Consider the following 25,280-nt stretch of genomic DNA (forward strand, 5'->3'; position numbering starts at 1 on the left):
AGAACTATCCTGTGCCGGTGAATCAGGATCTTCGTTCCGCCCTGGCCAGTCGCGTCCTCGTCGCCGACGGTGGCATGGGCACCATGCTGCAGGGCTTCGACCTGACGCTGGCCGACTTCGCCGACCTCGAGGGCTGCAACGAGATCCTCAACGTGACGCGTCCGGACGTGGTGGCCCAGATCCACCAGGCTTACTTCGAAGCCGGCGCGGACGCCGTGGAGACGAACACCTTCGGCGCCAACGTGTCGGCGCTGGGGGAGTACGCGATCGCCGACCGGATCTTCGAGCTGGCCGAGGCGGGCGCGCGCATCGCCCGCGAGGTCGCTGATCGACTCTCGACGCCCGAGTGGCCGCGGTACGTGCTGGGCTCGATGGGTCCGGGCACGAAGCTGCCCAGCCTGGGGCACGTCACGTTCGAGGCGCTGCGCGACGGCTACCAGACCTGTGCGGAGGGCCTCCTGCGTGGCGGCGCCGACGGCATCATCGTCGAGACCTGCCAGGACGTCCTGGCAGCGAAGGCCGCCGTGATCGGGGCGAAGCGGGCGATGGCGTCCGTAGGCCGCGACGTGCCGGTCATCGTGAGCGTCACCGTCGAGACGACCGGCACGATGCTGGTGGGCTCCGAGATCGGGGCCGCGCTGACTGCGCTGGAGCCGCTCGGCATCGACGTCATCGGCCTCAACTGTTCCACCGGACCCGAGGAGATGCGCGAGCACCTGCGCCACCTCGCGCGGCACGCGTCCATCGGGGTCTCGTGCATGCCCAACGCGGGCCTGCCGGTCCTCACCAAGGACGGCGCCTACTACCCGCTGACGGCGCCCGAACTCCGGGACGCCTTGGCCGCCTACGCCGACGAGTTCGGTCTCTGCCTGGTCGGCGGCTGCTGCGGCACCACCCCCGAGCACATCCGGCTGCTGTCGGACGCCGTCCGCGCGCGCCCCGTCGTGGCCCGGACGCCGCAGCACGTGGCGTCCATCTCGTCGCTGTACTCGGAGACGCCGCTGCGGCAGGACACGTCCTACCTCGCCATCGGCGAGCGCACCAACGCCAACGGGTCGAAGGCCTTCCGCGACGCGATGCTGGCGGGCAACTGGGACGAGTGCGTCAACATCGCCAAAGCGCAGTCGCGCGAGGGCGCCCACCTGCTGGATCTGTGCGCTGACTACGTCGGACGCGACGGCGCCGCCGACATGCGCGAGCTGGCGTTCCGCCTCAACACGGCGGTGCCGCTGCCCATCGTGATCGACTCGACCGAGCCGCACGTCATCCAGGCCGGGCTCGAGTCCTTGGCCGGACGCAGCGTCATCAACTCGGTCAACTACGAGGACGGCGACGGCCCGGGCTCCCGCTACGCGCGCGTGATGCCGATGGTGGCTGAGCACGGCGCCGCCGTCGTGGCGCTGACCATCGACGAGGAGGGCCAAGCCCGGACCGCCGACTGGAAGGTCAAGGTCGCCGAGCGGCTCATCAACGACCTGACCACCAACTGGGGCATGGCGACGTCCGACATCATCGTCGACTGCCTGACGTTCCCCATCGGCACCGGCCAGGAGGAGACCCGCCGCGACGCCCTGGAGACGATCGAGGCCATTCGCCGGATCACCGCCGCGCACCCCGACGTGCAGACGACCCTGGGCGTCTCGAACGTCAGCTTCGGGCTGAACCCGGCCGCGCGGGTCGTCCTCAACTCGGTGTTCCTCAACGAGTGCGTGGACGCCGGCCTCAGCAGCGCGATCGTGCATCCCTCCAAGATCCTGCCGATGGCGCGCATCCCCGAGGAGCAGCGCGAGGTCGCGCTCGACATGGTCTACGACCGCCGCCGCGAGGGCTACGACCCGCTGGCCCGCTTCCTGGAGCTGTTCGACGGCGTGACGACGGCCGCCACCAAGGAGGCCCGCGCGGCCGAGCTGGCCGGCCTGCCCCTGGGCGAGCGGCTGCAGCGGCGCATCGTGGACGCCGACGATCGCGGCCTCGCCGACGACCTCGACGAGGCGCTGGCGGCCAAGCCCGCGCTCGACATCATCAACGACGACCTGCTGGCTGGCATGAAGACGGTGGGCGAGCTGTTCGGCTCCGGGCAGATGCAGCTGCCGTTCGTGCTGGCGTCCGCCGAGGTGATGAAGAAGGCGGTCGCGCACCTCGAGCCCCACATCGAGTCGACCGATGATGCGGGCAAGGGCACGATCGTGCTGGCCACAGTGAAGGGCGACGTCCACGACATCGGCAAGAACCTCGTCGACATCATCCTCACCAACAACGGCTACACCGTCGTCAACATCGGCATCAAGCAGCCGGTCGCCGCGATCCTGGAGGCGGCAGAAGCGAGCAAGGCCGACGCGATCGGCATGTCCGGCTTGCTGGTGAAGTCCACGGTCGTCATGCGCGACAACCTGCTCGAGATGGACGCCCGCGGCCTGGGCCACTTCCCGGTGCTGCTGGGGGGCGCCGCGCTGACCCGCACCTACGTCGAGGAGGACTTGAACGGCCTGTACTCGGGCGAGGTCCGCTACGCCAAGGATGCCTTCGAGGGGCTCGCGTTGATGGACGCCGTCATGGCCGTCAAGCGGGGCGAGCCGGGGGCGTCCCTGCCGGCGCCGCGCCTGCGGCGCATCGCCCAGGTCGACCGCCCCGAGATCGAGGCGGACGCCGACGGCGTCCGGTCGGAGGTAGCTCGGGGCGTCGACGTGCCCAAGCCGCCGTTCTGGGGCAGCCGGGTCGTCAAGGGCATCAAGCTCGCCGAGATCGTTGACTGGCTCGACGAGGACGCGACCTTCAAGGGCCGCTGGGGACTGCGGGCGTCCAAGGACCGCAGCTACGAAGAACTTGTCGAGACCGACGGACGCCCACGCCTGCGGGCCTGGCTGGACCGCATCAAGACCGATCAACTCGGCGAGTTCGCGGTCGTCTACGGCTACTGGCCCTGCTACTCCACCGGCAACGACCTGGTCGTCGTCGATCCGGACGATCACACCCGCGAGCTGACCCGGTTCACGTTCCCGCGGCAGCCCGCCGGACGCCGCCTCTGCCTGGCCGACTTCTTCCGGGACGCCGACGAGGCCCGGGAGCTGGGCATGGACGTCATTCCTTTCCAACTCGCCACGATGGGCTCGGCCGTCTCGAACGCGACCGCGAAGCTGTTCGAGTCGAACTCCTACCGCGACTACCTGGAACTGCACGGCCTCTCCGTCCAGCTCACCGAGGCCCTGGCCGAGATGTGGCACGCCCGCGTTCGCGCCGAACTCGGCCTGGCTGAAGGCGAGGGCAGCATCCGCGAGATCATCGCCCATCAGGCGCACCGCGGGTCCCGGTACAGCTTCGGCTATCCCGCCTGCCCCGACCTGGAGGAGCGGGCCAAGGTCGTCGCCCTGCTTGATCCCTCGCGGATCGGCGTCGAGCTGAGCGAGGAGTTCCAGCTACACCCCGAACAGGCCACGGACGCCCTCGTCGTCCACCACCCGGAAGCGAAGTACTTCAATGCCCGCTGATGACCAGGTGCTCTCGGGCGTCCTGACCGGACCGCTGGTGGCGGGCGAGCGCGTCACCGTGACCGACCAGAAGGGACGCCGCCACTCGGTGCTGCTGCGCGAGGGCGGGACCTTCCACACCACGCACGGCGGCGTCTCGCACGACGACCTCATCGGCCAGCCGGAAGGCTGCGTCGCGCGCTCGGTCGGAGGGCACCTGTTCCTGGCATTCCGGCCGGTGCTCAACGAGTTCACGGTCTCGATGCCCCGCGGAGCCGCCGTGATTTACCCCAAGGACGCCGCCGCGATTCTGATGCAGGCCGACATCTTCCCCGGCGCCCGCGTCTTGGAGGCCGGGGTCGGCTCGGGCGCGCTCACGATGGCCCTGCTTCGCGCGGTCGGCGAGTCCGGCACGGTCTACTCCTACGAGCGCCGCGAGGAGTTCGCAAAGGTCGCCCGCAAGAACGTCGAGACGTTCTTCGGCGCGCCCCATCCGGCCTGGCAGCTGCGGGTGGGCGACCTCGTCGAGACGCGCGGCCCCGAGCCTGTCGACCGCGTCATCCTCGACATGCTCGCCCCGTGGGACTGCGTCGCCTCGATCGCCGAGGTGCTCGTCCCGGGTGGCTATCTGTGCTGCTACGTCGCCACCACCACCCAGATGGGCCGCGTCATGGACATGATCCGCACCCACGAGGGCTTCACCGAGCCGTGGGCCCGCGAGTACTCCGTCCGGGAGTGGCATGCCGAGGGCCTGGCGATCCGTCCGGCGCACACCACCACCGGTCACACGGGCTACCTCGTCTTCGCCCGGCGGTTGGCGCCCGGGGTGAAGGCGCCGCTGCGGCGTCGGCGTCCGGCCCCTGGGGCCTACGGCCCCGACTACAACGGACCGAGGCCGGCCTGGGTCCAGCAGCTGCCTCCCGACAAGGACGACGAGTGAGCACCGAGCGGACGCCGCAGGCCGAGCTGGACGAGGCTCGGCGCTTGCTGGACGCGCGCATCAGGGCGTCCGAGCTGACGGAGCGCCGCCTCGCCGAGGCGCGCGCGGACGCACGGGCGCTCGCCCAGACGAACGAGAAGCTGAACGCCACCCTGCGCGACGCGCGTGAGTCGCTGCTGGCGGTGCGCGAGCAGCTGGAGTCCCTCGGGCGCCCCCCGGCGTCCTTCGCGATCGTCGTCGGGCTGCCTGGCGAGGACGCCGTCGACGTGTCGGCGTCCGGACGCCTCCTGCGCGTGGCGTGCGTTCCGGACGTGTCGGCGTCCGGTCTGCGGATCGGGCAACGGGTGCTGCTGAACGAGGCCCACACCATCGTCGGCGTGGCCGACGACCAGCCGGGGGGAGAGCTCGTCCGGGTGAGGGAGGCCATCGGTGACCTGCTGCTGGTCTCGACCGGAGGCGACGAGCAGGTGCTGCTTGCCCGGGCGTCCGGGCTCGTCGAGGTTGAGATCGCGCCGGGGGACTCGCTGATCGCAGATCGGCGGGCACTCCTTGCCCTCCAACGAGTCGTCCGCAGCGATGTCGAGGAACTGCGCCTCGACGAGGTTCCGGACGTCACCTACGCCGACATCGGTGGCCTCGGCGCGCAGATCGAACTCATCACGGACGCCATCGAGCTGCCGTTCCTGCACCGCGACCTCTTCGCCGAGTTTGGCCTGGCCGCGCCCAAGGGCGTGCTGCTCTACGGGCCGCCCGGCTGCGGCAAGACCATGATCGCCAAGGCGGTGGCCAACGCGTCCGGCTCGTATTTCCTCAACGTCAAGGGCCCGGAGTTGCTCGACAAGTACGTGGGCGAGACCGAGCGGCAGATCCGCGTGATCTTCGCCCGCGCCCGCGAACTGGCCGCCGAGGGGCGTCCGGTGGTGGTGTTCTTCGACGAGATGGACTCGCTCTTCCGCACCCGCGGCTCGGGCGTCAGCTCCGACGTCGAGTCGACGGTCGTGCCGCAGTTGCTCGCCGAGATCGACGGCGTCGAGTCGCTCGAGAACGTCATCGTGATCGGGGCCACCAACCGCGAGGACCTCATCGACCCGGCCATCCTGCGTCCGGGACGCCTCGACGTGAAGATCAAGCTGGAGCGCCCCGACGAGGTCGGCGCCGCCGAGATCCTGGACCGGTACCTCACGGCGTCCGTGCCTCTCAACGAGCGCGAGCTGGACGCCGCCGGCGGACCAGACCCGTACCGCCGACAGCTCTTGGCGGACGCCGTCGCGGCCCTGTACGACCGCTCGGACGCCAACCGGTTCGTCGAGGTCACCTATGCCTCGGGGGCCAAGGAGACCCTGTACGTCGGCGACTTCGTCTCCGGCGCGATGCTGGCCAACATCGTGGCGCGGGCCAAGAAGCTCGCGATCAAGGAGCTGCTCGCGGGCGGCGAACGTGGCATCCGCCGCGCCCACGTCCTGGACGCGTGCCGCACCGAGATCGCCGAGAACGAAGAGCTGCCGAACACGACGAACCCCGACGACTGGGCCCGCGTGTCCGGACGCCGCGGAGAGCGCATCGTCTTCCTGCGCACCCTGCACGGAAGCAGGTCGCTGCCCGTCGACTGATTCCGCGCCGACTCGGCAGAAGGACGTTCGCGGGGTGAGGCATAGCCCCCTCCGCGACGGGGGCTGAGCCTTAGACTCCCGCCATGCCCGACATCGTGCGGAGGCGGCTCTGGCCCCACGTTTCCCGCCCGGTGCGAAACGCCTTGTTATGGCTGGTCGGGATGGGGCTGGTGGCCCTGGTGGGTGCCTTCGGCTACATGGTCATCGAGGGCTGGGACTTCTTCGACTCCATCTACATGACGATCGGCGTCCTGGCCACGCTGGGGCTGAAAGAGATCCACCCCATGGATCGGCCGGGCGAGCTGTGGACGATGTTCCTGTCGATCCTGGGCGTGGCCATCATCTTCGGCACGGTGGGCATCGCGGCGGAAAGCCTCGTCAGCGAAATGGCCAGCGGCAAGCGAGAGGTCAAACGGATGCAGAAGCAAGTGGACGCCCTGCGCGGGCACTTCATCGTCTGCGGCTACGGCCGGGTCGGATCGCTCGTCGCCGCCGAGCTGCGCGACGACGGGCAGCAGGTGGTGGTCCTGGACGTCGGGCAAGACTCGCTGGATCGGGCCGTCTCGGACGGTTTTCTCGTCGTTCCTGGCGACGGCACGTCCGACTCGGTGCTGCTCCGCGCCGGCGTCGAACAGGCGAAGGGCCTGGTCAGCGTTATCGACTCCGACGCCAACAACGTGTACGTCGTGATCTCGGCTCGCTCGCTCAATCCCGACCTCTTCATCGTCGGACGCGCCAGCACCGGGGCGGTCATGAAGAAGGTGCTTCAGGCCGGTGCCGACCGCACGATTTCCCCGTACGAGATGGCCGGACGCCGCGTCGTCCAGCTGGCCCTCAAGCCGGGCGTCGTCGACTTCATCGACGCGGCGCTCTCGCGCGGCGACCTGTCGTTCGGCATGGAGGAGATCACGGTCGACAAGCGCCTGGCCGGCCAGACGGTGGGCCAGCTGCGCAAGCGGGGCCTGTTCACCCTGGCGATCCGCCACGACCCCGGCATCTACGAGCCGAACCCGGTCGACGAGCGCTGCTTGGAGCTGGGGGAGTCGCTGATCGTCTCGGGCTCCACCTCGGCGATGCGGGCGATGAGCGAAGGGCTCTGATTGGTCCTAGGTTCGATGTGTGTCTAATGTGAAGTTAGACCATCATCGAAGGGAGTCGCCATGGCCGCTGACGCCGTGACCCTGCTGAAGACCATCGCGGACGAAACCCGCCTCAAGATCCTGGGCCTGGTGGCGTCCGAGCCTAAGACCGGCGCCGAACTCGCCGAGGCCCTGAAGCTGTCGGCTCCGACGATCAGCCACCACATGAAGCGGCTGAGCGAGGTCGGCATCGTCACCGTCACCCCGGACGGCAACCGGCGCCTCTACCGCCTCAACTCCGAGTTGCTACGTTCCGTGGGCGCCGACGGCCCGCAGGCCCCCGCTCTGGACGATCCCTACCAGGCCAAGGTCGTGCGGACCTTCTTCATCAATGGACGCCTCACCGCGATCCCGGCGAAGCGCCGCGCCCGGGTCGCCGTGCTGGTCGAACTGCTGCGCCGCTTCGAGGCCGGACGCGACTACACCGAGCCCGAGGTGAACGACCTGCTGCGTCCGGCGCACGACGACGTCGCCTTCCTGCGCCGCGAGCTGGTCGACTACCGCTACCTGACCCGCTCGGGCGGCATCTACCGCGTCGTGGACGCCCCACCCGAGCGCGACGCGAACGAGCGCCAGGAGGTGCCCGCGGGGGAGTCTGCGTGGCTGGGGGCCCTCATCCGGTCGTCGCTGAACGCAACGGCGCCCGGGGCCTGAGCCCCGGGCGCCGCCGATGGGGGCCGGTCAGGCCATCACGCGCACCTTGCGGACGCCCGGCATGGACTTCAGCTTCTCGACCACGTCGCCGGGGACGGAGCCCGGGACATCGAGGAGCGTGTAGTCGAGGTCGCCGCGCGACTTGTGCACCAGGTGGGCGACGGCCAGGCCGGCCGCGCTGATGGCGCCGGTCAGGCGGGCGATCGTGTCGGGAGCGTTGTCGCTGGCGATCGAGAGGCGGGTCTCGCCGTCCTCACGAGCGTGCAGCATGGCCTCGGGGAAGTTGACCGAGTTGGTGATGTTCCCGTTCTCCAGGAAGTCGCGGAGTTCCTGAGCGGCCATGACCGCGCAGTTGTCCTCGGCCTCATTCGTGGACGCCCCGAGGTGCGGCAGCGCCAGCACCTTCGCGCAGCCCTTGAGGGCGTTGCTCGGGAAGTCGCAGACGTACGCCCCGAGGCGTCCGGCGTTGAGGGCCTCGACGATCGCGGCGTCGTCGACGATGCCGCCGCGGGCGAAGTTCAACACGGTCCCGTTGGGCTTCATCATCGCGAGCCGCTCGGCGTTGACGAGGTTCTTGGTCGGCTCGATCAGCGGCACGTGCACCGTGACGACGTCGGCTCGCTTGAAGATCTCGTCGACGTCGTTGACCCGCTCGACGCTGCTGGACAGGTTCCAGGCGTGGTTGATCGTGATGGCGGGGTCGTACCCGATCACGTTCATGCCCAGGGCCACGGCCGAGTTGGCCACGCCGCCACCGATGGCGCCCAGGCCGATGACGCCGAGCGTCTTGCCGGGGAGCTCGAAGCCGACGAAGTTCTTCTTGCCAGCCTCGACCGCCTTGGTGATCTCCTCGTCAGTGCCTTCGAGGCCGTCGGCAAACGTCGCGCCCTTGGAGATGTTGCGCGCGCCGACCAGCATGCCGGCCAGCACGAGCTCCTTCACCGCGTTCGCGTTGGCGCCCGGGGTGTTGAACACGACGATGCCCGCCTTGGCGTACTCGTCGACGGGAATGTTGTTCGTGCCGGCGCCGGCGCGGGCGACGGCCACGACGGAGGCCGGGACCTCCATGCCGTGCATCTTGAACGAGCGCAGGATGTAGGCGTCCGGATCAACGAGGTCGTTGCCGATCTCGTAGCGATCCTTCGGCAGCCGATCCAGGCCCAGGGGGCTGATGTTGTTGAGCGTTGCGATCTTGTACATGGTTCTCACCGCGCGAACGGACTAGCCGTTCTTCTGCGCGAACTCCTTCATGAACTCGACGAGGGCCTGGACGCCTTCCAGCGGGACGGCGTTGTAGATCGACGCGCGCATGCCGCCGACGGAGCGGTGACCGGCGAGGTTCGTCAGGCCGGCCTTGGCCGCCTCGGACACGAACTGCTTGTCGAGCTCGGCGTTCGGCTGGAGGAACGGGATGTTCATCCACGAGCGGGCGCGCTTGGCGACCGGGTTCGTCCAGTAGCCGGAGCCGTCGATGTAGTCGTACAGCACGTCGGCCTTGGCCTTGTTGCGCTGGCCCATGCCCTCGAGTCCGCCGTTGTCCTTGACCCAGTCGAGCACGAGGCCGAGCAGGTACCAGCCGAAGGTGTTCGGGGTGTTGAGCATCGAGTCGGCGGCCGCCTGCTGGGTGTAGTCCCAGACGCTCGGGCACTCGACCCGAGCCTTGCCCAGCAGGTCGTCCTTGACGATGACGGTGACGAGGCCCGAGGGGCCCATGTTCTTCTGGGCGCCCGCGAAGATGACGTCGAAGTCGGTGACGTTGATCGGCCGCGACAGGATCGTCGAGGAGAAGTCCGCGATCAGCGGCAGGCCCTTGGAATCAGGGATGTAGTCGAACTCGACGCCACGGATCGTCTCGTTGGGCGTGTAGTGCAGGTAAGCCGAGTCCGGGTTGACCGTGAAGCTGTCGGCGTCCGGGACGTCGGTGAAGCCACCCTCCTTGGTGGACGCGATGACGTTCGGGACGGCGTACTTCTTGGCCTCGGCGATGGCCTTCGTGGACCAGTCGCCGGTGTTGATGAAGTCGATGCTCTGGCCGGCGGCCGAGAGGTTCAGGGGCAGCGCGGCGAACTCGCCGTAGGCGCCGCCCTGGAGGAACAGGCACTTGTAGTTGTCCGGGACGCCCATGACCTCGCGCAGGGACGCCTCGACGGCGGCCGCACGCTCGACGTAAGCCTTGCCGCGGTGTGAGTGCTCCATGACGGACATGCCGGTGCCTGCCCAGTCGAGCAGTTCGTCCTTGGCCCGCTCCAGCACCTCCAGCGGCAGCATTGCGGGGCCAGCAGAGAAGTTGTAAACGCGCACGATTCGTCCTTCCTATGACAGGGCGCGACGTCCGGCCGTGGGGCCGGTCGGTGGGTCTCACCGGGTCAACCGGTCACCTCTCACGATAGTGAAAAGTCCGGTCCGCGGTGGCGGAACGGACCAATACTTTGCGCAAAGTAGAACGAACCCGAGCTTTAGTTATCAGTCGGGTTTCACAGCGCCTGGCGCGGGCCTTAGCAGCAGCGCGCTTTGGGGTTCTTCTCCTCGTTGGCCCAGCGGCTGCGCCAGAAGTCGGCCTCGCCGAGGACGGCGGCGTCCGGGTGATGGGCCGCCTGATGGCGGAGATAGCGCTCGTAGGCGTCCAGGCCGGAAATGCCCTTGAGGAACTGCGTGGTCCCGGCGAAGAGCCGAGCCAGCGGCGTCCCTTCGTCGTCTGAACGGACGCCGGCCGAAGCCGGGCGGATCACTCCGCCCGGCTCCGAGCTGGTGGCGAACTGGTTCATCAGTCGGCGATCAGGTCCGAGACCTTGTGATCGGCTTCCGTGTGGGCGTGGCTGAAGCCGCCGTCGGGATCCTTGCCCGCCGCCTTCCAGTCGGCGAGGACTTCCTTCTCCAGGGGCGTGGCGACGAAGCCCGCCGGTCCGAAGATCTTCGACGGAATCCCCTTCTGCTCGCTGGTGGGGAGTCCGCCGGCCCGGAAGGCCTTGATGGACACCCAGACACCGACGACGAACACGCCGAGCACCAGCACCGCGTACAGGATCGACAGGCTCCCCTGGATGGCGGTGTTGCGGACGACCGTCTCGACCTGAGCGGGCGTGGTGGCGGTCGAGTAGGGCTTGCCGGCGGCCAGCGCCTTGGCGGCTGCCGCGTTGGACGCCCAGTAGCCGATCGCCGGGTTGCTGCTGAAGATCTTCTCGAAGCTCGCCCACATGGTGATGAAGAGATCCCAGACCAGCGGGATGCCGGGGATCCAGGCCCACTTGAACAGGCCACGCTTCATCACGACCGTGAAGACGAGGGTCAACGCGATCGCCGCGAGGAGCTGGTTGGCGATGCCGAACAGCGGGTAGAGCACGTAGATGCCGCCGAGGGGGTCGGTGACGCCCATGACGACGATCGAGCCCCAGCCGAGCACCACGAGCGCGGTGGCGGCCCAGGCACCCGGACGCCACGAGGGATCGCGGAACTTGATGAGCCCGGGGATGTTGGAGATCGTGTCGGACAGCATGAAGCGGGCGACGCGCGTGCCGGCGTCCACCGTCGTCAGGATGAACAGCGCCTCGAACATGACCGCGAAGTGGTACCAGAAGGCCTTCATCGCGGGCAGGAACGGGATCTGGGCGAGCACGTCGGCCATGCCGAACGCGAGCGTCGGGGCGCCGCCGGTGCGCGAGATGATCGACTTCTCGCCCACCGAGGTGGCGGCGTTGGAGAAGACGGCGGCGGAGGCGTCCGGGAGCGGATTTCCGGCGCCGCTGACGAGGCCGAGCTTGTTGACGTAGGCGGCCGCGGTCTCCGGAGTGCCACCGGTGAGACCGGCGGGGGCGTTCATGCCGAAGTAGATGTGCGGGTCGAGGACGCACGCCATGATCAACGCGTTGATCGCGACGAACGACTCGGTCAGCATGCCGCCGTAGCCGATCATGCGGGCCTGAGACTCCTTCTGGATCATCTTGGGCGTCGTGCCCGAGCTGATCAGCGAATGGAAGCCGGACAGCGCTCCACACGCGATCGTGATGAAGAGGAACGGGAACAGGTTGCCGGCGAAGGCCGGGCCGGTGCCCGTGAGCGCGAACTTGGTGACCGCCGGCATCTGCATGACGGGGAGCACGACCAGGACGGCGAGCGCGAGCATCACGATGGTGCCGACCTTCATGAAGGTGGACAGGTAGTCGCGGGGGGCCAGCAGCAGCCAGACCGGCAGGATGGCGGCCGCGAAGCCGTAGATGCAGATCGCGTAGGCCAGGTTGAGCTTGCTCATCGTGAAGATCGCGGCCAGTGCCGGGTTGTTGGCGACCAGGCTGCCGCCGGCGATGGCGGCGAGCAGGAGGACCAGACCGATGACGGACGCCTCAGAGACCTTGCCCGGACGCAGGTAGCGCATGTAGACGCCCATGAAGAGGGCGATCGGGATGGTCATCGCGATGGAGAACACGCCCCAGGGGGACTCGGCGAGGGCGCCGATGATGACGATCACGAGGACGGCGATCAAGATGAGCATGATCGTCATGACGCCGATGATGGCGAGCCAGCCACCGACGAAGCCGAGTTCGTCGCGGCACATCTGCCCGAGCGAGCGGCCGCGGCGGCGGATGGCCAGGTGCATGACCATGTAGTCCTGGACGGCGCCGGCGAGGATGACGCCGAAGATGATCCACAGCGTTCCGGGCAGGTAGCCCATCTGGGCCGCGAGGACGGGTCCGACGAGCGGGCCGGCGCCGGCGATCGCGGCGAAGTGGTGGCCGAACAGGACGACGCGGTGGGTGGGCATGAAGTCCTTGCCGTTGGCGAACTCCTCGGCCGGGGTGGCACGGGTGTCGTCAGGCTGGTTGATCTTCAGCTCGATCAGCCGGGCGTAGAAGCGTAGGGCGATGAGATAGCTGCCCACGGCAGCGAGGACGAACCAGCCGGCGCTGACGTTCTCGCCACGCATGAAGGCGATGACGCCCCAGGCGACGGCCGCGAGGACGCCGATGATGCCGTAGATGATCTTGGTTCGTGCGGACATGGTCGGGGGCTCGATCACGGCGACCGGAGGCAGCTCCGGGTCGGCCTTGATCTTGTTGCCCAAGGTGAGGGGCGCGGTCATAGGGACTCCTGACGCAGCAACAACTCTGTTGGATCGGTGAGGGACTTCTTCTTCCCTAGTGGCGTGGTCCTTGGGATCTGGTTCACCCCGCCACCGTTCAGGACACTACGCCTGTGGTGTGTCGGTGCGTGCAAAAAACACCGAACCGCGGCGAAGGCGTCCGACGGCTACGAATCCAGGCGCGGCAGGAGGTCGGTGACGTACGTGAGGGTGTCCTCCCAGCCGGTGACCTGGTGGGTCGCCACGCCCAGCGCCTTCACCGGGAAGTCGTTGCCGCCGGGCTCGAGCCGGTCGCCCACGAAGAGGATCTCGTCGAACTCCAGGCCCAGCATCTGAGCGAGTCGGGAGATGCCGTGGGCCTTGTCGATGCCCTTGCTGGTGATATCGATCGACGTCGACCCGCCGGCGTGCACGTCCAATTCCGGCAGGTGCGGTGCCACGGCGGCCTGCAGGCCGGCGCGCTTCGAGCCGTCCGGATCCCACGCCTTCTTGGCGTCGACCGGGGCCGCTTGGCCTAGGGCGGAGAACGTGATCTGCGAGCCGCGGTCCTCGAGGATGGGCCCCCACGTCTGGCTCTCCCAGAGGCCGAGCCGTTTGGCCTGCTCTTCGAGCACGGCCAGCGCTCGGTCGCGAAGGTCGCGTGGCAGGTCGTGCTTGTACTGGACCCTCCAGCGGCCGTCGCTGTAGGTGTCGTAGCGGGTGCCGTTGGTGGGCATCAGGTGGAGGCGCTCGAGCTGCGGCCCGTCTGCCAGGCGGGCGATGACCTGCTTGTCGAACTGCTCGAACTGACCGCCGGAGATGATGCAGACGGGCACGCGCGTGAGCAGGGTCGTGAGCAGGTCGGTGATCGGCTGGGGGAGCGGCGACTTGGACGGAGCGAGGGTGTCGTCCAGATCGAAGGCGACCAGGCGCGGCGGGTTGGTCACCGTGCTGCCTTTCGCGTCGCGAGGTGCGCGAGCGCCCGCCAGCCGAGCATCAGGACGCCGAGCGCGATGCCCGCGACGATGACGAACGACACCTGGACGCCTCCGCCCAGCATGGCTCGGAACAACATGCCGAGCACCAGCGTGACGGCCCAGACGGCCAGGCCCTGGCGCGAGGACGACTCCAGGAACGGCTTCATGATCATCGCGACCCAGACCATCAGCGTGGCCGCCAGGAACGGGGCTGCGGTCCGGCCGAGCTGGGTGGCGTCGAGGGACTCGCCGTGCGAGAGGCGTCCGATGGCGGCGAAGACGAGGACCGACGCGACGTCGAGCACGATGGCGAGCACCCTGGGCATGGCGACGAGGCTACTTCACCCCGGACGCCTCCCGCGCGAGCGACCCTCGTACGATCGGGGGATGGCCATCATCGGTACCGAGACGGAGTACGGGATCCTCGCCCCCGACGAGCCCGCCGCCGACCCGGAGGTGCTGTCTGCCGCCGTCGTCGACAGCTACCCCGGCCCGGGGACGCCGTCGCTCGCCGAGACCCACAACCGCGTGTTGGGTAACGGTGCCCGGCTCTATGTCGACCATGGACATCCCGAGTACTCCACGCCGGAGACGACCAATGCGGCGGACGCCACCGCGCACGACCTGGCCGGGGACGCGATCGTCCTGCGGGCGGCGGCGGAGGCGTCCCGCCGGCTGGGGGTTCGGCTGAAACTGTTCAAGAACAACACCGACGGCAAGGGCAGTTCGTACGGGTTCCACGAGAACTACCTGCTGTCGCGCGCCCTGGAGTGGGAGAGCATCGTCGACGCCCTGCCCACGTTCCTGGTGACCCGGGTGGTTTTCACCGGTGCCGGACGGGTCGGGCTGGGCACGCACGGCGATTCGGCCGAGTATCAACTGTCGCAGCGTGCCGACTTCTTCGAGCGCGTGTCCGGGCTGGACACGACGGCCAACCGCGGCCTGGTCAACACGCGCGATGAGCCGCACGCGCGTCCGTCCCGGTGGCGGCGGCTGCACGTCATCGCCGGTGACGCCAACCGCAGCCCCTACGCCACCTGGCTGAAGCTGGCGACGGCGTCCCTGTCGCTCGCCGCCTTGGAGGCGGGCTTCACCCCGCCCGGACGCCTCGCCGACCCGGTCGCCGCCTTCCGCACGGTCAGTCGGGATCTTTCCGTGCGCGCGGCCCTGCCCCTGGTCGGCGGCGGGACGGCGTCCGCGATCGACCTCCAGCGGCGCCACCGGGACGCCTGCGCGGCCTACCTGGCCACCGCTGAGTTCGCCGAGGGCGACGAGGTCGTGCGGGAGTGGTCCGAGGTGCTGGACGACCTGGACCGGGATCCAGCCTCGACCGCCGATCGCCTGGACTGGACGGCCAAGTTGGGCCTCCTCGAGGCCGTCCGGGAGCGGCAGGGACTGGCTTGGGATGCGCCGAGGGTGGCTCAGCTCGATCTCGCCTGGGCCGACCTGGACGCCTCGGCGTCCCCGTTCTCGGCGCTGGAACGAGCAGGACGCCTCGTCCGGTGGATCGAGCCGGCGGCGGTCGCCGAGGCGGTCGCGGGGCCGCCGACGGACACGCGCGCCTTCGCACGCGGTCACCTCGTCGCCAACCACCCGGACGCCGTCGTCGCGGCGACCTGGGACTCGGTCCACGTCCGGGACTCGCGAGGGCGCATCCACAACCTGCGGATGAGCGAACCGCTCGGGCATGCGCGCGGCAGCATCGACGTGTCCGCGACCATCGACCGGCTGTGCGCCGACTGGGATGCGGCCAGCGCGGGCCGCGCGGCGGCGTCCGACTACACTGCCCGCTCGTGAGCGAACGGATCCAGCGTCGGCGGACGCGGCAGGCGACCGACGACGCGTCGGCGTCCGAGCTCACGTCGACGCATCGCGCGGCGAAGGCCGTCGACTACGACGCCATCCTCGACGAGATCGACAGCGTCCTGGAGGCGGACGCCGAGGAGTACGTCCGCAGCTTCGTGCAGAAGGGCGGACAGTGAGGGCCATCGAGCTGTCGCCGACGCTGATCATCGGGTCCGGGCTGGTGGGGGCGTCCGTCGGCTGCGCGCTGACGGCGGCGGGCATCGCCGTCCACGTCACGGACCTGGTTCCGGCGCACGTCGCAGTGGCCGCGTCCAGGGGCGCGGGGACGACCGATCCGGTGGCTCCGGGGGACGTCCGGCTCGTCGTCGTGGCCGTGCCGCCGGACCGGCTCTCCGACGTGGTGGCGTCCGCGCTGAAGACCTACCCGCACGCGACCGTGACCGACGTCGGCTCGGTGAAGGGGACGGTGATCAATGACCTGCGCGCGCGGCGGGCGTCCGGGCTGAAGCGGTACTGCGGGGGGCACCCGATGGCGGGCTCGCACCTCGCCGGACCGGTCGCGGCCCGCGCCGACCTGTTCGTCGATCGCACCTGGGTGGTGGCTCCGCACGACACGGCGGCGGCCGCCACCGTTCTGGACGTCCAGGAACTCGCCCGCCTCTGCGGCGCGCGGATCGTGACGTTGGGTCCGGCGCACCACGACGAGGCCGTCGCCCAGGTGTCGCATCTGCCACACCTGATGAGCGCGCTGACCGGAGGCGTCCTGAACGAGGTGCCGGCGTCGCACCTGAAGCTGGCTGGGCAGGGCCTGCGGGACGTCACCCGCATCTCGACCGGGGATCCCGGACTCTGGCGGCAGATCATCTCCGCCAACGCGGACGCCGTCCGCGAGCAGTTGGTCGAGGTCCAGGCCGCCCTGGGGCGCCTGATCGACATCCTCGACGACCCCGACCGGACGGACGCCGACCTCGAAGACTTCCTGGAGTGGGGACGCCAGGGCACCCGCCTCATCCCGGGCAAACACGGGACGCCGGCGCGCGAGTTCGCGCAGGTCACCATCGAGATCCCGGACGCCCCCGGCGCGCTGGCGCGGCTGTTCGCCGACATCGGCGAGGCGGGCTTCAACGTCGAGGACGTGTCCATCGAGCACGACGCCGAGCGTGAGGTCGGCTGGCTGGCGGTCCAGGTGACGGAGGCGAAGGCGTCCGAGCTGGAGCAGACCATGGAAGCGGCGGGCTGGACGGTTCGGCACTAGCCGGGGCCCTGGTCGAGGCGACCGGACTTCCCCCGTAGAATCATCCGGTGAGTTCGAAGCCCCTCGTGATCGCCATCGACGGACCCGCTGGGTCCGGCAAGTCGACGACGTCCAAAGAGGTCGCGCGTCGACTCGGCATCGGCTACCTCGACACCGGCGCGATGTACCGCGCGGTGACGGTCGCGTTCCTGGACTCCGGCGTCAGCCGTGACGATGCGGACGCCGTCGCTCGCGCTACCCGCGAGGCCGCTATCGACATCTCGCTCGACCCGGACGACTACTGGGTCAAGGTGAACGGACGCGACGTCACGCACGAGATCCGCAGCGGACGCGTCACCGAGAACGCCTCAGCCGTCTCCACCAACCCCGACTGCCGCGCCGACCTCGTGCGCCGCCAGCGGGCGCTGATCGACTCGGACGCCCGCGGCTGCGTCGCCGAAGGCCGCGACATCACCACGGTCGTCTACCCGGACGCCGCCGTGCGCATCCTGCTGACCGCCTCCGAGGACGCCCGCCTGGCGCGCCGCCGGGGCGACGTCGGGGCGTCCGTCAGCGCCGAGAAGCTGCGCGATCAGGTCCTGAACCGCGACAAGGCCGACTCGAAACTCGTCGAGTTCACGAGGCCGGCCGACGGCGTCCACCTGCTCGACACCACCAACCTGACCTTCGACGAAGCGGTCTCCACCATCGTCGCCATGGCCGAGGAGGCCCGCTCATGACCAAGCCCGTTCTCGCCGTCGTCGGACGCCCCAACGTGGGCAAGTCCATGCTCGTCAACCGCATCCTGGGCCGCCGCGAGGCGGTCGTTCAGGACCTGCCGGGCGTCACCCGCGACCGCGTCAGCTACGACGCGACCTGGAACGGACGCGAGTTCGTGGTGGTCGACACCGGCGGCTGGATCAGCGACGCCAAGGGCATGGCCGCACGCATCGCCGAGCAGGCCGAGCTGGCCATCGACGCCTCGGACGCCGTGCTGTTCGTCGTGGACGCCACCGTCGGCATCACCGACGAGGACGAGGCGGTCGTCCGGGTGCTGCGGCAGTCGAAGAAGCCGGTGATCCTGGCCGCGAACAAGGTCGACGACCAGCGGACGGAAGCCGAGGCGTCCTCGATGTGGAACCTCGGGCTGGGGGAGCCGTTCGGAGTCTCTGCCCTGCATGGACGCGGGTCCGGCGACCTGCTGGACGCCGTCCTGGCCGTCCTGCCGGACGCGCCCGAGCGGGCCGAGGAGGAGGTCGGCGGTCCGCGGCGCATCGCGATCGTCGGCAAGCCGAACGTGGGCAAGTCGTCCCTGCTGAACAAGCTGACGGGCCAGCAGCGCTCCGTCGTCGACAACGTGGCCGGCACGACCGTCGACCCGGTCGACGAGTTGGTCGAGTTGGGCGGCGAGCTCTACCGCTTCATCGACACCGCCGGCCTGCGCAAGCGGGTCAAGGAGGCGTCCGGCCATGAGTACTACGCGTCGCTGCGCACCCAAGGCGCCATCGAGCGCGCGGAGGTGTGCGTCGTCGTCCTGGACGCGTCCGAGACGATCTCCGACCAGGATCTCAAGATCCTGAGCATGGTCGAGGAAGCCGGCAAGGCGCTGGTGATCGCTTACAACAAGTGGGACCTCACCGACGAAGAGCGCCGCCGCTACCTCACCCGTGAGATCGAGCAGGACATCCAGGCGTTCAAGTGGGCGCCCAGCGTCAACATCTCGGCCCTGTCCGGACGCAACGTCGACAAGCTGAAGAAGGCCATCGACGACGCACTCGCCGGCTGGGAGACGCGGATCACCACGGGCCAGTTGAACTCGTTCCTCGGCCGCGTCGCGGCGTCGCATCCGCACCCGGTCCGCGGCGGCAAGCAGCCGCGCATCCTGTTCGGCACCGAGGCGCAGAACTGCCCGCCGACGTTCGTGCTGTTCACGTCCGGGCTGCTCGACCCGCAGTACACGCGCTTTGTCGAGCGGCGGCTGCGCGAGGAGTTCGGGTTCGTCGGGACTCCCGTCCGGGTCGAGGTCAAGGCGCGGGAGAAGCGCGGCAAGAAATAGCGGGCGGAGTTGCTGGTGTCCTGGAACAACAACTCCGCCGCGAACGTGGCCTACGTAGGCGCCATGACTGACACGCCCTTTCTGGCCGTCGATCTGCCGGTGCTCCAGGCCAACATCGCCCGTGCCCAGACCTGGGCGGACGCCAGGGGACTGCGCCTGCGCCCGCACGTCAAGACCCACAAGTGCATCGAGATCGGACGCCTCCAGGTCGAGGCCGGCGCGTCCGGGATCACCGTCGCCACGATCGGCGAGGCAGAGGTCTTCGCGGACGCCGGCTTCAACGATCTCTTCATCGCCTACCCGCTCTGGCCCCACCCGGACGCCCGCGCGCGGCTCGCCGCGTTGGCGTCGCGGCGGCGCGTCCTGATCGGCATCGACAGCCTGGACGCCGCGCGCGGCTGGTCCGGCGTCGGCGCGCGTGCGTTGGTCGAGGTGGACTCGGGACACCATCGCAGCGGCGTGAGACCGGCCGATGCGGGCCAGCTGGCGACGGACGCGGCGGCGTCCGGTCTGGACGTGGTCGGGATCTTCACCTTCCCCGGACACAGCTATAGCCCCACCGGCCGCCTGGACGCCGCCCTCGATGAGCAGGACGCCCTGGCCGAGGCCGCGTCCGCCCTGCGGGGCGCGGGGGTCGAGCCGGTGATCATCTCCGGGGGCTCGACGCCGAGCCTGGAAGGCACGGGGTTCGGGATGACCGAGTCGCGTCCGGGCGTCTACGTGTTCAACGACGCGCAGCAATGGGAGTTGGGCTCGTGCACCCCCGACCGGATCGCCCTCACCTGTCACGCGACCGTCGTGTCGCACGCGGGCGGTCGCCTCGTCCTCGACGCGGGCTCGAAGGCCCTCGGCGCGGATCGCGCGCCGTGGGCGTCCGGCTTCGGACGACTCCTCGACCACCCGGACGCGCGGCTCGTGATCTTGTCCGAGCACCACGCGGTCGCCGACCTTGTTGGCGAGGCGCTGCCGCCCCTGGGATCGACGGTTCGCGTCGTGCCTCATCACGCCTGCAACGCGGTGAACTTGGCCGACGAGTTGGCGGTCTTCGACTCTGGACGCCGCGTCGGCACCTGGGCCGTCGCGGCGCGCGGACGGAACAGTTGAGACGTGCGCGGGACGGCGTCCGCCTTCTGATTTGATGCTCGGATGGCTCAACTGACGCGGCGACTGCGCGGCATGGTGGCCGACACCACACCGCTGCGGACGCCGGCGTATCGGCGGCTCTTCCAGGCCAACATCGTCACGGTGATCGGCGCGCAGCTGACCGTGGTCGCGGTGCCGGCCCAGATCTTCGCGATCACCGAGAGCTCGGCCTATGTGGGCCTGACCGGACTGTTCGGGCTGGTCCCCTTGATCATCTTCGGCCTCTACGGAGGTGCGCTGGCCGATCATCTGAACCGGCGCACGCTGCTGATCCTGACGACGCTCGGCATCATCGCGACCAGCGCGGCCTTCTTCGTCCAGGCCGCTCTGGGGCTGAACAACGTGTGGCTGCTGCTCGGGATCTTCGCGGTCCAGCAGGCCATGTTCGGGATCAATCAACCGACGCGCAGCGCCATCCTGCCGAAGCTGCTGCCAGCCGAGCAGTTGCCCGCGGCGCAATCACTGGCCATGACGGTGTTCTCGTTCGGCGCCATCGCGGGCCCGCTGGTGGGCGGGGCGCTGATCCCGGTGCTGGGCTTTCCCGTCCTCTACTTGATCGACACGGTCTTCTTGTTCGCGACCCTCTACGCGGTGGTCAAGCTGCCCTCGCTGCCGGTGGACAACCCGCAGGGCTCGCCCGGTCTCCGCTCGGTGGTCGAGGGCTTTGCCTACCTGCGCGGCCGGACCGTCCTGCTGATGTCGTTCGTCGTCGACCTGATCGCGATGGTGTTCGGGATGGCGCGGGCTTTGTTCCCGCAGATCGCGCACGAGAGCTTCGGGGGTCCGACCGAGGGCGGCACCGTCTTCGCGCTGCTGTACGCGGCGATGCCGGTGGGCGTCCTGATCGGGGGCGTGTTCTCGGGCTGGGTGTCTCGCGTCCGGTACCAGGGCCGCGCGGTGATCTGGGCGATCACCGTGTGGGGAGCGGCGATGGCCGTGTTCGGGCTGGCCGTGGGGCTGGCTCCGGGCGCGCTGTACCCGATGCTGGTCGTCGCGTTGCTCGCCCAGGTCGTCGGCGGCACGGCAGACATGGTCTCGGCCGCGTTCCGCAGCACGATGCTGCTCAACGCTGCCGATGATGCCGTCCGTGGACGCCTGCAGGGCATTTTCATCGTCGTGGTCGCGGGTGGTCCTCGGCTCGCCGACGTGGTGCACGGCTTCGCGGCGAGCGCCGTGGGGACGGCCTGGGCCGCCGGTGGAGGAGGGGTGCTCGTCGTGGTTCTGGTGCTGGTGGCCGCGGTGGCCGCCCCCGCCTTCTGGCGCTATCGGGTCGAGGCGGCGCTGCCGTCAGACCACTGAGCAGACGGCGAGGAAGACGTCGAAGTCGGCGGTCCCCTCGTGGGTGTGCTTGTTGATGGTGCTGACCGTCGTGAACGTCGGACGGCTGAAGCCAGCAGTCTCCAGCTCGGACGCCAGCGCGTCGCGATCGAAGCCGTGGTGGCCGACGAAGTGGTCGTGATGGGCGTGGAACTGTCCGTCGGGGTCATGGTCGAGGTCGGCGATGGCAAGGTGCCCGCCGGGGCGAAGGGCCGTCCGGAACGTGGCCAGCACCGCCGCGACGTCGGCCACGTGGTGCAGCGACATGGAGGCATAGATCAGGTCGACGGACGCCGGCGCGAGGGCGTCCGTCGTCAGATCGAGCAGGGACGCCTCGTAGCGTCCGCGGGAGGCGTCCGGTAGGGCGGCGATGCGGTCGCGGACCACCGCCAGCATGCCGGGGGAGGAGTCGGCCAGGGTGACGTGTCCGACGCGGTCGCCGAGGGCGAAGGTGATGAGTCCGGTGCCGCAGCCGAACTCGAGGGCGTCCTCGTTGCCGGTGAGCGGGATGGCGGCGGCGATGCCGTCCGCGATTTCCCGGGCTCGAACCACCTTGGCCGGATCGTCGTCCCAGGTTGCCGCGGCCTCATCGAAGAACGTCTCGTGCATGGCGCGATTGTGCCAGTCGCGGCCCGTGGGTGTCCGATACGACAAGGACTAACCGACCGTGTAAGGTAAACCCTCGGTGGCTGCGGCCACCGAGGCGGGCTGTAGCGCAGCTTGGTAGCGCACTTGACTGGGGGTCAAGGGGTCGCAGGTTCAAATCCTGTCAGCCCGACAAGGACGAAAGTCCTAGTCGCAACCGCTTTCTGACCCGGCCATCACGGCAGGGGAGGGGAGCGGTTTCGTTGTCTGCACACCATTTCGGCACACCTATTTCGCGGCGGACAGTGCCGCACCCAACCGGGCCAGCGCATCCGACGCCACGTCCGGCGCGACATGCCCGTAAACGTCGCCAGTGATCGCCACCGACGCATGCCGCCCAGCCGCTGTTGCGGGAGGCGCGGCAGTCGCGGGCGCTGCTCGGCTCGCTGCTGCGGCAACTCGGGCTGCAGGATGCGGCCGCCGACGATGCCGACCAGGGCGGCCGGGACGTGCGGCGCCCGTCGACCGCCTCGGATCGGGCGATCCGGGCGGCGCGGGCCCGGTGGGGTTCGGCCGTCGTCGGGGTGATGAAGCGCCGCGAGACGGCCGCAACAGTGCCGACGGCGTTCGGGCCGCGCGACTTCACCCCGGCCGAGGTTGCCGAGCTCCGGCGATCATCGCCGCCGACTGGACACGCCGCGAGGACGCCCGGGCAGCCGCCCTCGAAGCGATCCACGCCCGCGCCGGGCGGCGCCGCGGCCTGCTGTTGTGGGAGCTTGACCGGGAGGATGTCGAGCGGCCGGTCGCCGAGGAAGTCGCGGGCGACTGGTCCGTCTGGTGTGCCCGCGGCCGTCCGTCTGCCCCGTAGAACGACCGAACACGAGGAACGCCCACACCCTTCGCGGATGCGGGCGTTTTCGGCGTTCAACCAGGGGGAGGCGATAGCCTCGCGTCTATGGCGGGGGGACGACTGGCGACGTGGGAGCGACGAGCCGACCCGGCATTGACAGCCGCGGCCGTCGCGTTCCTGGTCGCCTACGCCGTGCCGATCATCTGGCCCGAACTCCCGGTGACGATCCGGGACACCTGCGAGGTCCTCACTTGGCTCGTGTGGGGCGCGTTCGCGGTCGACTACGCGGTGCGGCTGATGCTGTCGCCCGACCGGCGCGCCTACGTCCGGCGGCACCTGCTCGACTTGGCGATCATCGCCCTTCCCCTGATGCGCCCGCTGCGGCTGTTACGGCTGGTGACGATGCTCAAGTTCATCGACACGAGCGCCGCGAGTCGACTGCGCGGCCGCATCCTCACGTACGTGATCGGCGGGGCGTCGCTGCTCGGGTTCGTCGGGGCCCTGGCCGTGCTGGACGCCGAACGCGAGGTGCCCGGCGGCAACATCGACACGTTCGGCGACGCCCTGTGGTGGGCGTTCACGACCATGACGACCGTCGGCTACGGCGACCGCTACCCGGTAACCACAATGGGGCGTTTCGTCGCGGTCGGGTTGATGGTGGGAGGCGTCACGATCTTGAGCACGGTCACGGCCATGTTGGCGTCGTGGATGGTTGAACGGGTCCGCGCGGACGTCGCCGCCGAACAGGTGGAGGCCGAGCAACGCCGGGCCGGAGAGAACTAGCAGCGACGAGGAAACGCCCCTACCCTTTGCCGGGTGGGGGCGTTCTCGCTGTTTCTAGGCCCTTTACCGCGCCGAGCGTCTTCGATGCCCGGAACGGCGAGACGTCGCCGGCGTGGATCTTGAACGGTGACCCCAGCCGGGACACCGCCAGGTAGTCGGCCTCGGTGAGCCCGGGACCGTGGAGGGCGTCCATCCGCTGCTGCGCCAACGGGTGCAAGCCGGCGCCGAACAGGTTCTGCATCTGCTCGGCGGTCACGATGTCGCCGGCGGTCAAGCCGTCGATGCCGGCTATCCCGGAGCCCATCCATTGGCCGGGGGTTTCGCCGCGTTCGGTGTAGTAGGAGGCCAGTCCGAGGTGGCCTCTCTCGCTGGTGTCCTGCACGGCGACCTGCCGGGTGAGGTAGTCGTACCCTGATCCGGCGGGGATCTTGTGCAGGCTCATCACACTATCCAGAAGTAACGTTCGACCCCCTCCACGGACACCTCGGCCGGACTTTCTCAACCGCGTGCACTAGGTGTGTGCCACATGAGGACGTCGGGACATTGGGGAGGGACATTCACCGTCGGCGTTCGTCGCGTCGGCGTCGGAGGAGCGCGCGTGGTTGCAGGTCCGTGCTGCGGTCGGCGAAGGGTCGACGTGTGGCCCGGGGTCGGGCTGGCCTGACGTTGGTGAGCCGACGGGGTTCTCGAAGGCGGGGCTCAGGGCAAGGACCACGGAACGCCCGGTCGGCTCCTGCGCCAGTGTCGGGCGGGCCCGTATTCTGGCAACGGCGAGCTCGCCCAGGGCGAGGGTCAGCTACTCGCTCTGATCAGCCGGCTTCGGACTGCTCGGACGCCAACGCACGCTGAGCCCCGGTGAACAGTGCCTCGAGCGCGGCTCGCCATCCTGCGAGGTCACGGGTGAGCGTCACCCATGTGAGTCCTCGGTCGATCTGGTCGTACTGGTGGATCAGCCAGTTGCGGTTGGCGATGGCATCGGACCACGCGACCCCTGGGGGCGGCTCGACGTTGGCGCGGGCCAGCCGGCTCGCCGCCTCGCCGAGCTTCATCATCAGCGAGTCGCCAGCTTCTTGAAGCAGCGCGTCTTCAGCGTAGGCGTCCTGACCACGGCTGACGATGTCGCGCGCGCGGTCGAGCCAATCGCGAACGTGGAGGAGATCCTTGGCGACCTTGCGATCCATCACAGCAGCACCGCCTCGCGTCGGACGTCGTCGTCGAGGCCAGCCCGCAGTCCGGCGTAGGTCACCAGGTCGACCGGACGCCCCAGGATCGCCTGAAATGCGTCACGGAGGGCGAGCACGTCCTTGATGCCAGCATCCGCGGGTGCCTCGACGAGCAGGTCGATGTCGGAGTCTGACCGAGCCTTCCTTCGGGCCACGGACCCGAACACGGCCAACCGGGCGAACCCGCGAGTCCGGGCGACATCGACCAGGATCGGCGCGGCAGCCTCGAGGAGGGTCTCAGGGTGCACTGTGGCGACTGACTGCGCGGCCTTGAGCTGCTGGCTGACCGCCGGCTGGCTGACACCCAGAACCTCCGCGATCTCACGCTGGCTGGAGCCGGCGGCGACCAGGGCACGCAACGCCAGCGCGCGCCGGAGCTTCGCGACCTCCTCCTGATGCCGCGCGCTGCGATACTCCACCACCAAGCTCATAAGGACATCTTATCT

General features: G+C 69.3%; 22 protein-coding genes, 1 tRNA gene and 1 pseudogene. 14 read left to right on the forward strand and 10 right to left on the reverse strand.

All coding sequences use genetic code 11. The features are described from left to right. Nucleotides 1-17: 17 nt before the first annotated feature. The 5 genes and pseudogenes from metH (at nucleotide 18) to FN821_RS02655 (ending at nucleotide 7,807) form a co-directional block, all read left to right on the forward strand. A complete protein-coding gene (metH, locus tag FN821_RS02635) occupies nucleotides 18-3,485 on the forward strand; it encodes a methionine synthase (protein WP_131171004.1) in 3,468 nt (1,155 codons plus the stop codon). A 28-nt stretch (nucleotides 3,486-3,513) separates the two neighbouring features. Next, nucleotides 3,514-4,404: pseudogene (locus FN821_RS02640) on the forward strand (tRNA (adenine-N1)-methyltransferase); the annotation flags it as partial. Next, nucleotides 4,401-6,014 carry a proteasome ATPase gene (gene arc / locus FN821_RS02645; RefSeq protein ID WP_165489206.1) on the forward strand — a complete coding sequence of 538 codons (1,614 nt, stop codon included), beginning with the start codon at nucleotides 4,401-4,403 and terminating at the stop codon, nucleotides 6,012-6,014. The pseudogene FN821_RS02640 and the gene arc, both read left to right, overlap by 4 nt. 83 nt (nucleotides 6,015-6,097) lie before the next feature. Beyond that, nucleotides 6,098-7,114: a potassium channel family protein gene (locus FN821_RS02650; protein WP_131171007.1), complete on the forward strand. Its 1,017-nt coding sequence runs from the start codon at nucleotides 6,098-6,100 to the stop codon at nucleotides 7,112-7,114. A 60-nt stretch (nucleotides 7,115-7,174) separates the two neighbouring features. Then, nucleotides 7,175-7,807, forward strand: a complete 633-nt coding sequence (locus tag FN821_RS02655; RefSeq protein WP_131171008.1) for a DUF2087 domain-containing protein — start codon at nucleotides 7,175-7,177, stop codon at nucleotides 7,805-7,807. 27 nt (nucleotides 7,808-7,834) lie between these two features. Here the strand turns inward: FN821_RS02655 and FN821_RS02660 are convergent, their stop codons facing one another. From FN821_RS02660 to FN821_RS02685, 6 genes are all read right to left on the reverse strand, one after another. Continuing rightward, the gene (locus FN821_RS02660; protein WP_131171009.1) at nucleotides 7,835-9,007 is read right to left on the reverse strand and encodes a 3-phosphoglycerate dehydrogenase family protein; all 1,173 of its coding nucleotides are present in this window, start codon (nucleotides 9,005-9,007) and stop codon (nucleotides 7,835-7,837) included. A gap of 21 nt (nucleotides 9,008-9,028) precedes the next feature. Beyond that, nucleotides 9,029-10,108 (reverse strand): 3-phosphoserine/phosphohydroxythreonine transaminase, encoded by a 1,080-nt coding sequence (gene serC / locus FN821_RS02665; RefSeq protein WP_221929104.1) that lies wholly within the window; start codon nucleotides 10,106-10,108, stop codon nucleotides 9,029-9,031. 194 nt (nucleotides 10,109-10,302) lie between these two features. Then, nucleotides 10,303-10,572 (reverse strand): YbdD/YjiX family protein, encoded by a 270-nt coding sequence (locus tag FN821_RS02670; protein ID WP_131171011.1) that lies wholly within the window; start codon nucleotides 10,570-10,572, stop codon nucleotides 10,303-10,305. Then, nucleotides 10,572-12,881, reverse strand: coding sequence for a carbon starvation CstA family protein (locus FN821_RS02675; RefSeq protein ID WP_131171012.1), 2,310 nt, complete (start codon nucleotides 12,879-12,881; stop codon nucleotides 10,572-10,574). Before FN821_RS02675 ends, FN821_RS02670 begins: the two co-directional genes overlap by 1 nt. A gap of 167 nt (nucleotides 12,882-13,048) precedes the next feature. After that, entirely contained in the window at nucleotides 13,049-13,807 is a 759-nt protein-coding gene (locus FN821_RS02680) for an HAD-IIB family hydrolase (RefSeq protein ID WP_131171013.1), read from the reverse strand. Then, on the reverse strand, nucleotides 13,804-14,163 hold the full coding sequence (locus tag FN821_RS02685) for a DUF3054 domain-containing protein (RefSeq protein ID WP_131171014.1): 360 nt from the start codon (nucleotides 14,161-14,163) through the stop codon (nucleotides 13,804-13,806). The genes FN821_RS02680 and FN821_RS02685 overlap by 4 nt, the downstream gene beginning before the upstream one ends. Nucleotides 14,164-14,224: 61 nt before the next feature. On the opposite strand from FN821_RS02685, the gene FN821_RS02690 reads away from it, so the two are divergent. From FN821_RS02690 to FN821_RS02720, 7 genes are all read left to right on the forward strand, one after another. Next, nucleotides 14,225-15,634, forward strand: coding sequence for a proteasome accessory factor PafA2 family protein (locus tag FN821_RS02690; RefSeq protein WP_165489207.1), 1,410 nt, complete (start codon nucleotides 14,225-14,227; stop codon nucleotides 15,632-15,634). Then, nucleotides 15,631-15,819, forward strand: coding sequence for a ubiquitin-like protein Pup (locus FN821_RS02695; RefSeq protein ID WP_131171016.1), 189 nt, complete (start codon nucleotides 15,631-15,633; stop codon nucleotides 15,817-15,819). Before FN821_RS02690 ends, FN821_RS02695 begins: the two co-directional genes overlap by 4 nt. Next, nucleotides 15,816-16,898 (forward strand): prephenate dehydrogenase, encoded by a 1,083-nt coding sequence (locus FN821_RS02700; RefSeq protein WP_131171017.1) that lies wholly within the window; start codon nucleotides 15,816-15,818, stop codon nucleotides 16,896-16,898. The genes FN821_RS02695 and FN821_RS02700 overlap by 4 nt, the downstream gene beginning before the upstream one ends. A 47-nt stretch (nucleotides 16,899-16,945) precedes the next feature. After that, nucleotides 16,946-17,617 (forward strand): (d)CMP kinase, encoded by a 672-nt coding sequence (gene cmk, locus FN821_RS02705; protein WP_131171018.1) that lies wholly within the window; start codon nucleotides 16,946-16,948, stop codon nucleotides 17,615-17,617. Next, a complete protein-coding gene (gene der / locus FN821_RS02710) occupies nucleotides 17,614-18,933 on the forward strand; it encodes a ribosome biogenesis GTPase Der (protein ID WP_131171019.1) in 1,320 nt (439 codons plus the stop codon). Before cmk ends, der begins: the two co-directional genes overlap by 4 nt. 63 nt (nucleotides 18,934-18,996) lie before the next feature. Further along, the gene (locus tag FN821_RS02715) at nucleotides 18,997-20,037 is read left to right on the forward strand and encodes an alanine racemase (RefSeq protein WP_131171020.1); all 1,041 of its coding nucleotides are present in this window, start codon (nucleotides 18,997-18,999) and stop codon (nucleotides 20,035-20,037) included. Between the two features lie 42 nt (nucleotides 20,038-20,079). Beyond that, nucleotides 20,080-21,375: an MFS transporter gene (locus FN821_RS02720; RefSeq protein ID WP_131171021.1), complete on the forward strand. Its 1,296-nt coding sequence runs from the start codon at nucleotides 20,080-20,082 to the stop codon at nucleotides 21,373-21,375. Here FN821_RS02720 and FN821_RS02725 read toward each other — a convergent pair. Beyond that, nucleotides 21,364-22,002: a class I SAM-dependent DNA methyltransferase gene (locus tag FN821_RS02725; RefSeq protein WP_131171022.1), complete on the reverse strand. Its 639-nt coding sequence runs from the start codon at nucleotides 22,000-22,002 to the stop codon at nucleotides 21,364-21,366. The two genes, FN821_RS02720 and FN821_RS02725, sit on opposite strands and share 12 nt — an antisense overlap. A 95-nt stretch (nucleotides 22,003-22,097) precedes the next feature. Here FN821_RS02725 and FN821_RS02730 point away from each other — a divergent pair. Together FN821_RS02730 and FN821_RS02735 are read left to right on the forward strand one after the other, a co-directional pair. Then, a tRNA-Pro gene (locus tag FN821_RS02730) sits at nucleotides 22,098-22,171 on the forward strand. Nucleotides 22,172-22,933: 762 nt separating this feature from the next. Next, nucleotides 22,934-23,611 carry a potassium channel family protein gene (locus FN821_RS02735; RefSeq protein ID WP_131171023.1) on the forward strand — a complete coding sequence of 226 codons (678 nt, stop codon included), beginning with the start codon at nucleotides 22,934-22,936 and terminating at the stop codon, nucleotides 23,609-23,611. A gap of 19 nt (nucleotides 23,612-23,630) precedes the next feature. Here FN821_RS02735 and FN821_RS02740 read toward each other — a convergent pair whose 3' ends face one another. From FN821_RS02740 to FN821_RS02750, 3 genes are all read right to left on the reverse strand, one after another. Next, complete coding sequence (locus FN821_RS02740) at nucleotides 23,631-24,053, reverse strand: relaxase domain-containing protein (RefSeq protein ID WP_131171024.1); 423 nt, start codon at nucleotides 24,051-24,053, stop codon at nucleotides 23,631-23,633. Between the two features lie 367 nt (nucleotides 24,054-24,420). After that, complete coding sequence (locus FN821_RS02745; RefSeq protein ID WP_131171025.1) at nucleotides 24,421-24,792, reverse strand: HepT-like ribonuclease domain-containing protein; 372 nt, start codon at nucleotides 24,790-24,792, stop codon at nucleotides 24,421-24,423. Then, nucleotides 24,792-25,265, reverse strand: coding sequence for a nucleotidyltransferase domain-containing protein (locus FN821_RS02750; protein ID WP_131171026.1), 474 nt, complete (start codon nucleotides 25,263-25,265; stop codon nucleotides 24,792-24,794). Before FN821_RS02750 ends, FN821_RS02745 begins: the two co-directional genes overlap by 1 nt. Nucleotides 25,266-25,280 lie beyond the last annotated feature (15 nt).

This window comes from Propioniciclava tarda (assembly GCF_900182665.1).
Classification (GTDB): Bacteria; Actinomycetota; Actinomycetes; order Propionibacteriales; family Propionibacteriaceae; genus Propioniciclava; species Propioniciclava tarda.

Bases quoted from the DNA above. Each gene is read 5' to 3' on its own strand.
- FN821_RS02670 (WP_131171011.1), bottom strand. From the start codon at position 10,572: ATGAACCAGTTCGCCACCAGCTCGGAGCCGGGCGGAGTGATCCGCCCG.
- FN821_RS02655 (WP_131171008.1), top strand. From the start codon at position 7,175: ATGGCCGCTGACGCCGTGACCCTGCTGAAGACCATCGCGGACGAAACC.
- FN821_RS02725 (WP_131171022.1), bottom strand. From the start codon at position 22,002: ATGCACGAGACGTTCTTCGATGAGGCCGCGGCAACCTGGGACGACGAT.
- FN821_RS02685 (WP_131171014.1), bottom strand. From the start codon at position 14,163: ATGCCCAGGGTGCTCGCCATCGTGCTCGACGTCGCGTCGGTCCTCGTC.
- FN821_RS02650 (WP_131171007.1), top strand. From the start codon at position 6,098: ATGCCCGACATCGTGCGGAGGCGGCTCTGGCCCCACGTTTCCCGCCCG.
- FN821_RS02715 (WP_131171020.1), top strand. From the start codon at position 18,997: ATGACTGACACGCCCTTTCTGGCCGTCGATCTGCCGGTGCTCCAGGCC.
- FN821_RS02745 (WP_131171025.1), bottom strand. From the start codon at position 24,792: ATGGATCGCAAGGTCGCCAAGGATCTCCTCCACGTTCGCGATTGGCTC.
- FN821_RS02720 (WP_131171021.1), top strand. From the start codon at position 20,080: ATGGCTCAACTGACGCGGCGACTGCGCGGCATGGTGGCCGACACCACA.
- FN821_RS02675 (WP_131171012.1), bottom strand. From the start codon at position 12,881: ATGACCGCGCCCCTCACCTTGGGCAACAAGATCAAGGCCGACCCGGAG.
- FN821_RS02660 (WP_131171009.1), bottom strand. From the start codon at position 9,007: ATGTACAAGATCGCAACGCTCAACAACATCAGCCCCCTGGGCCTGGAT.
- FN821_RS02735 (WP_131171023.1), top strand. From the start codon at position 22,934: ATGGCGGGGGGACGACTGGCGACGTGGGAGCGACGAGCCGACCCGGCA.
- FN821_RS02690 (WP_165489207.1), top strand. From the start codon at position 14,225: ATGGCCATCATCGGTACCGAGACGGAGTACGGGATCCTCGCCCCCGAC.
- FN821_RS02740 (WP_131171024.1), bottom strand. From the start codon at position 24,053: ATGAGCCTGCACAAGATCCCCGCCGGATCAGGGTACGACTACCTCACC.
- FN821_RS02750 (WP_131171026.1), bottom strand. From the start codon at position 25,265: ATGAGCTTGGTGGTGGAGTATCGCAGCGCGCGGCATCAGGAGGAGGTC.
- der (WP_131171019.1), top strand. From the start codon at position 17,614: ATGACCAAGCCCGTTCTCGCCGTCGTCGGACGCCCCAACGTGGGCAAG.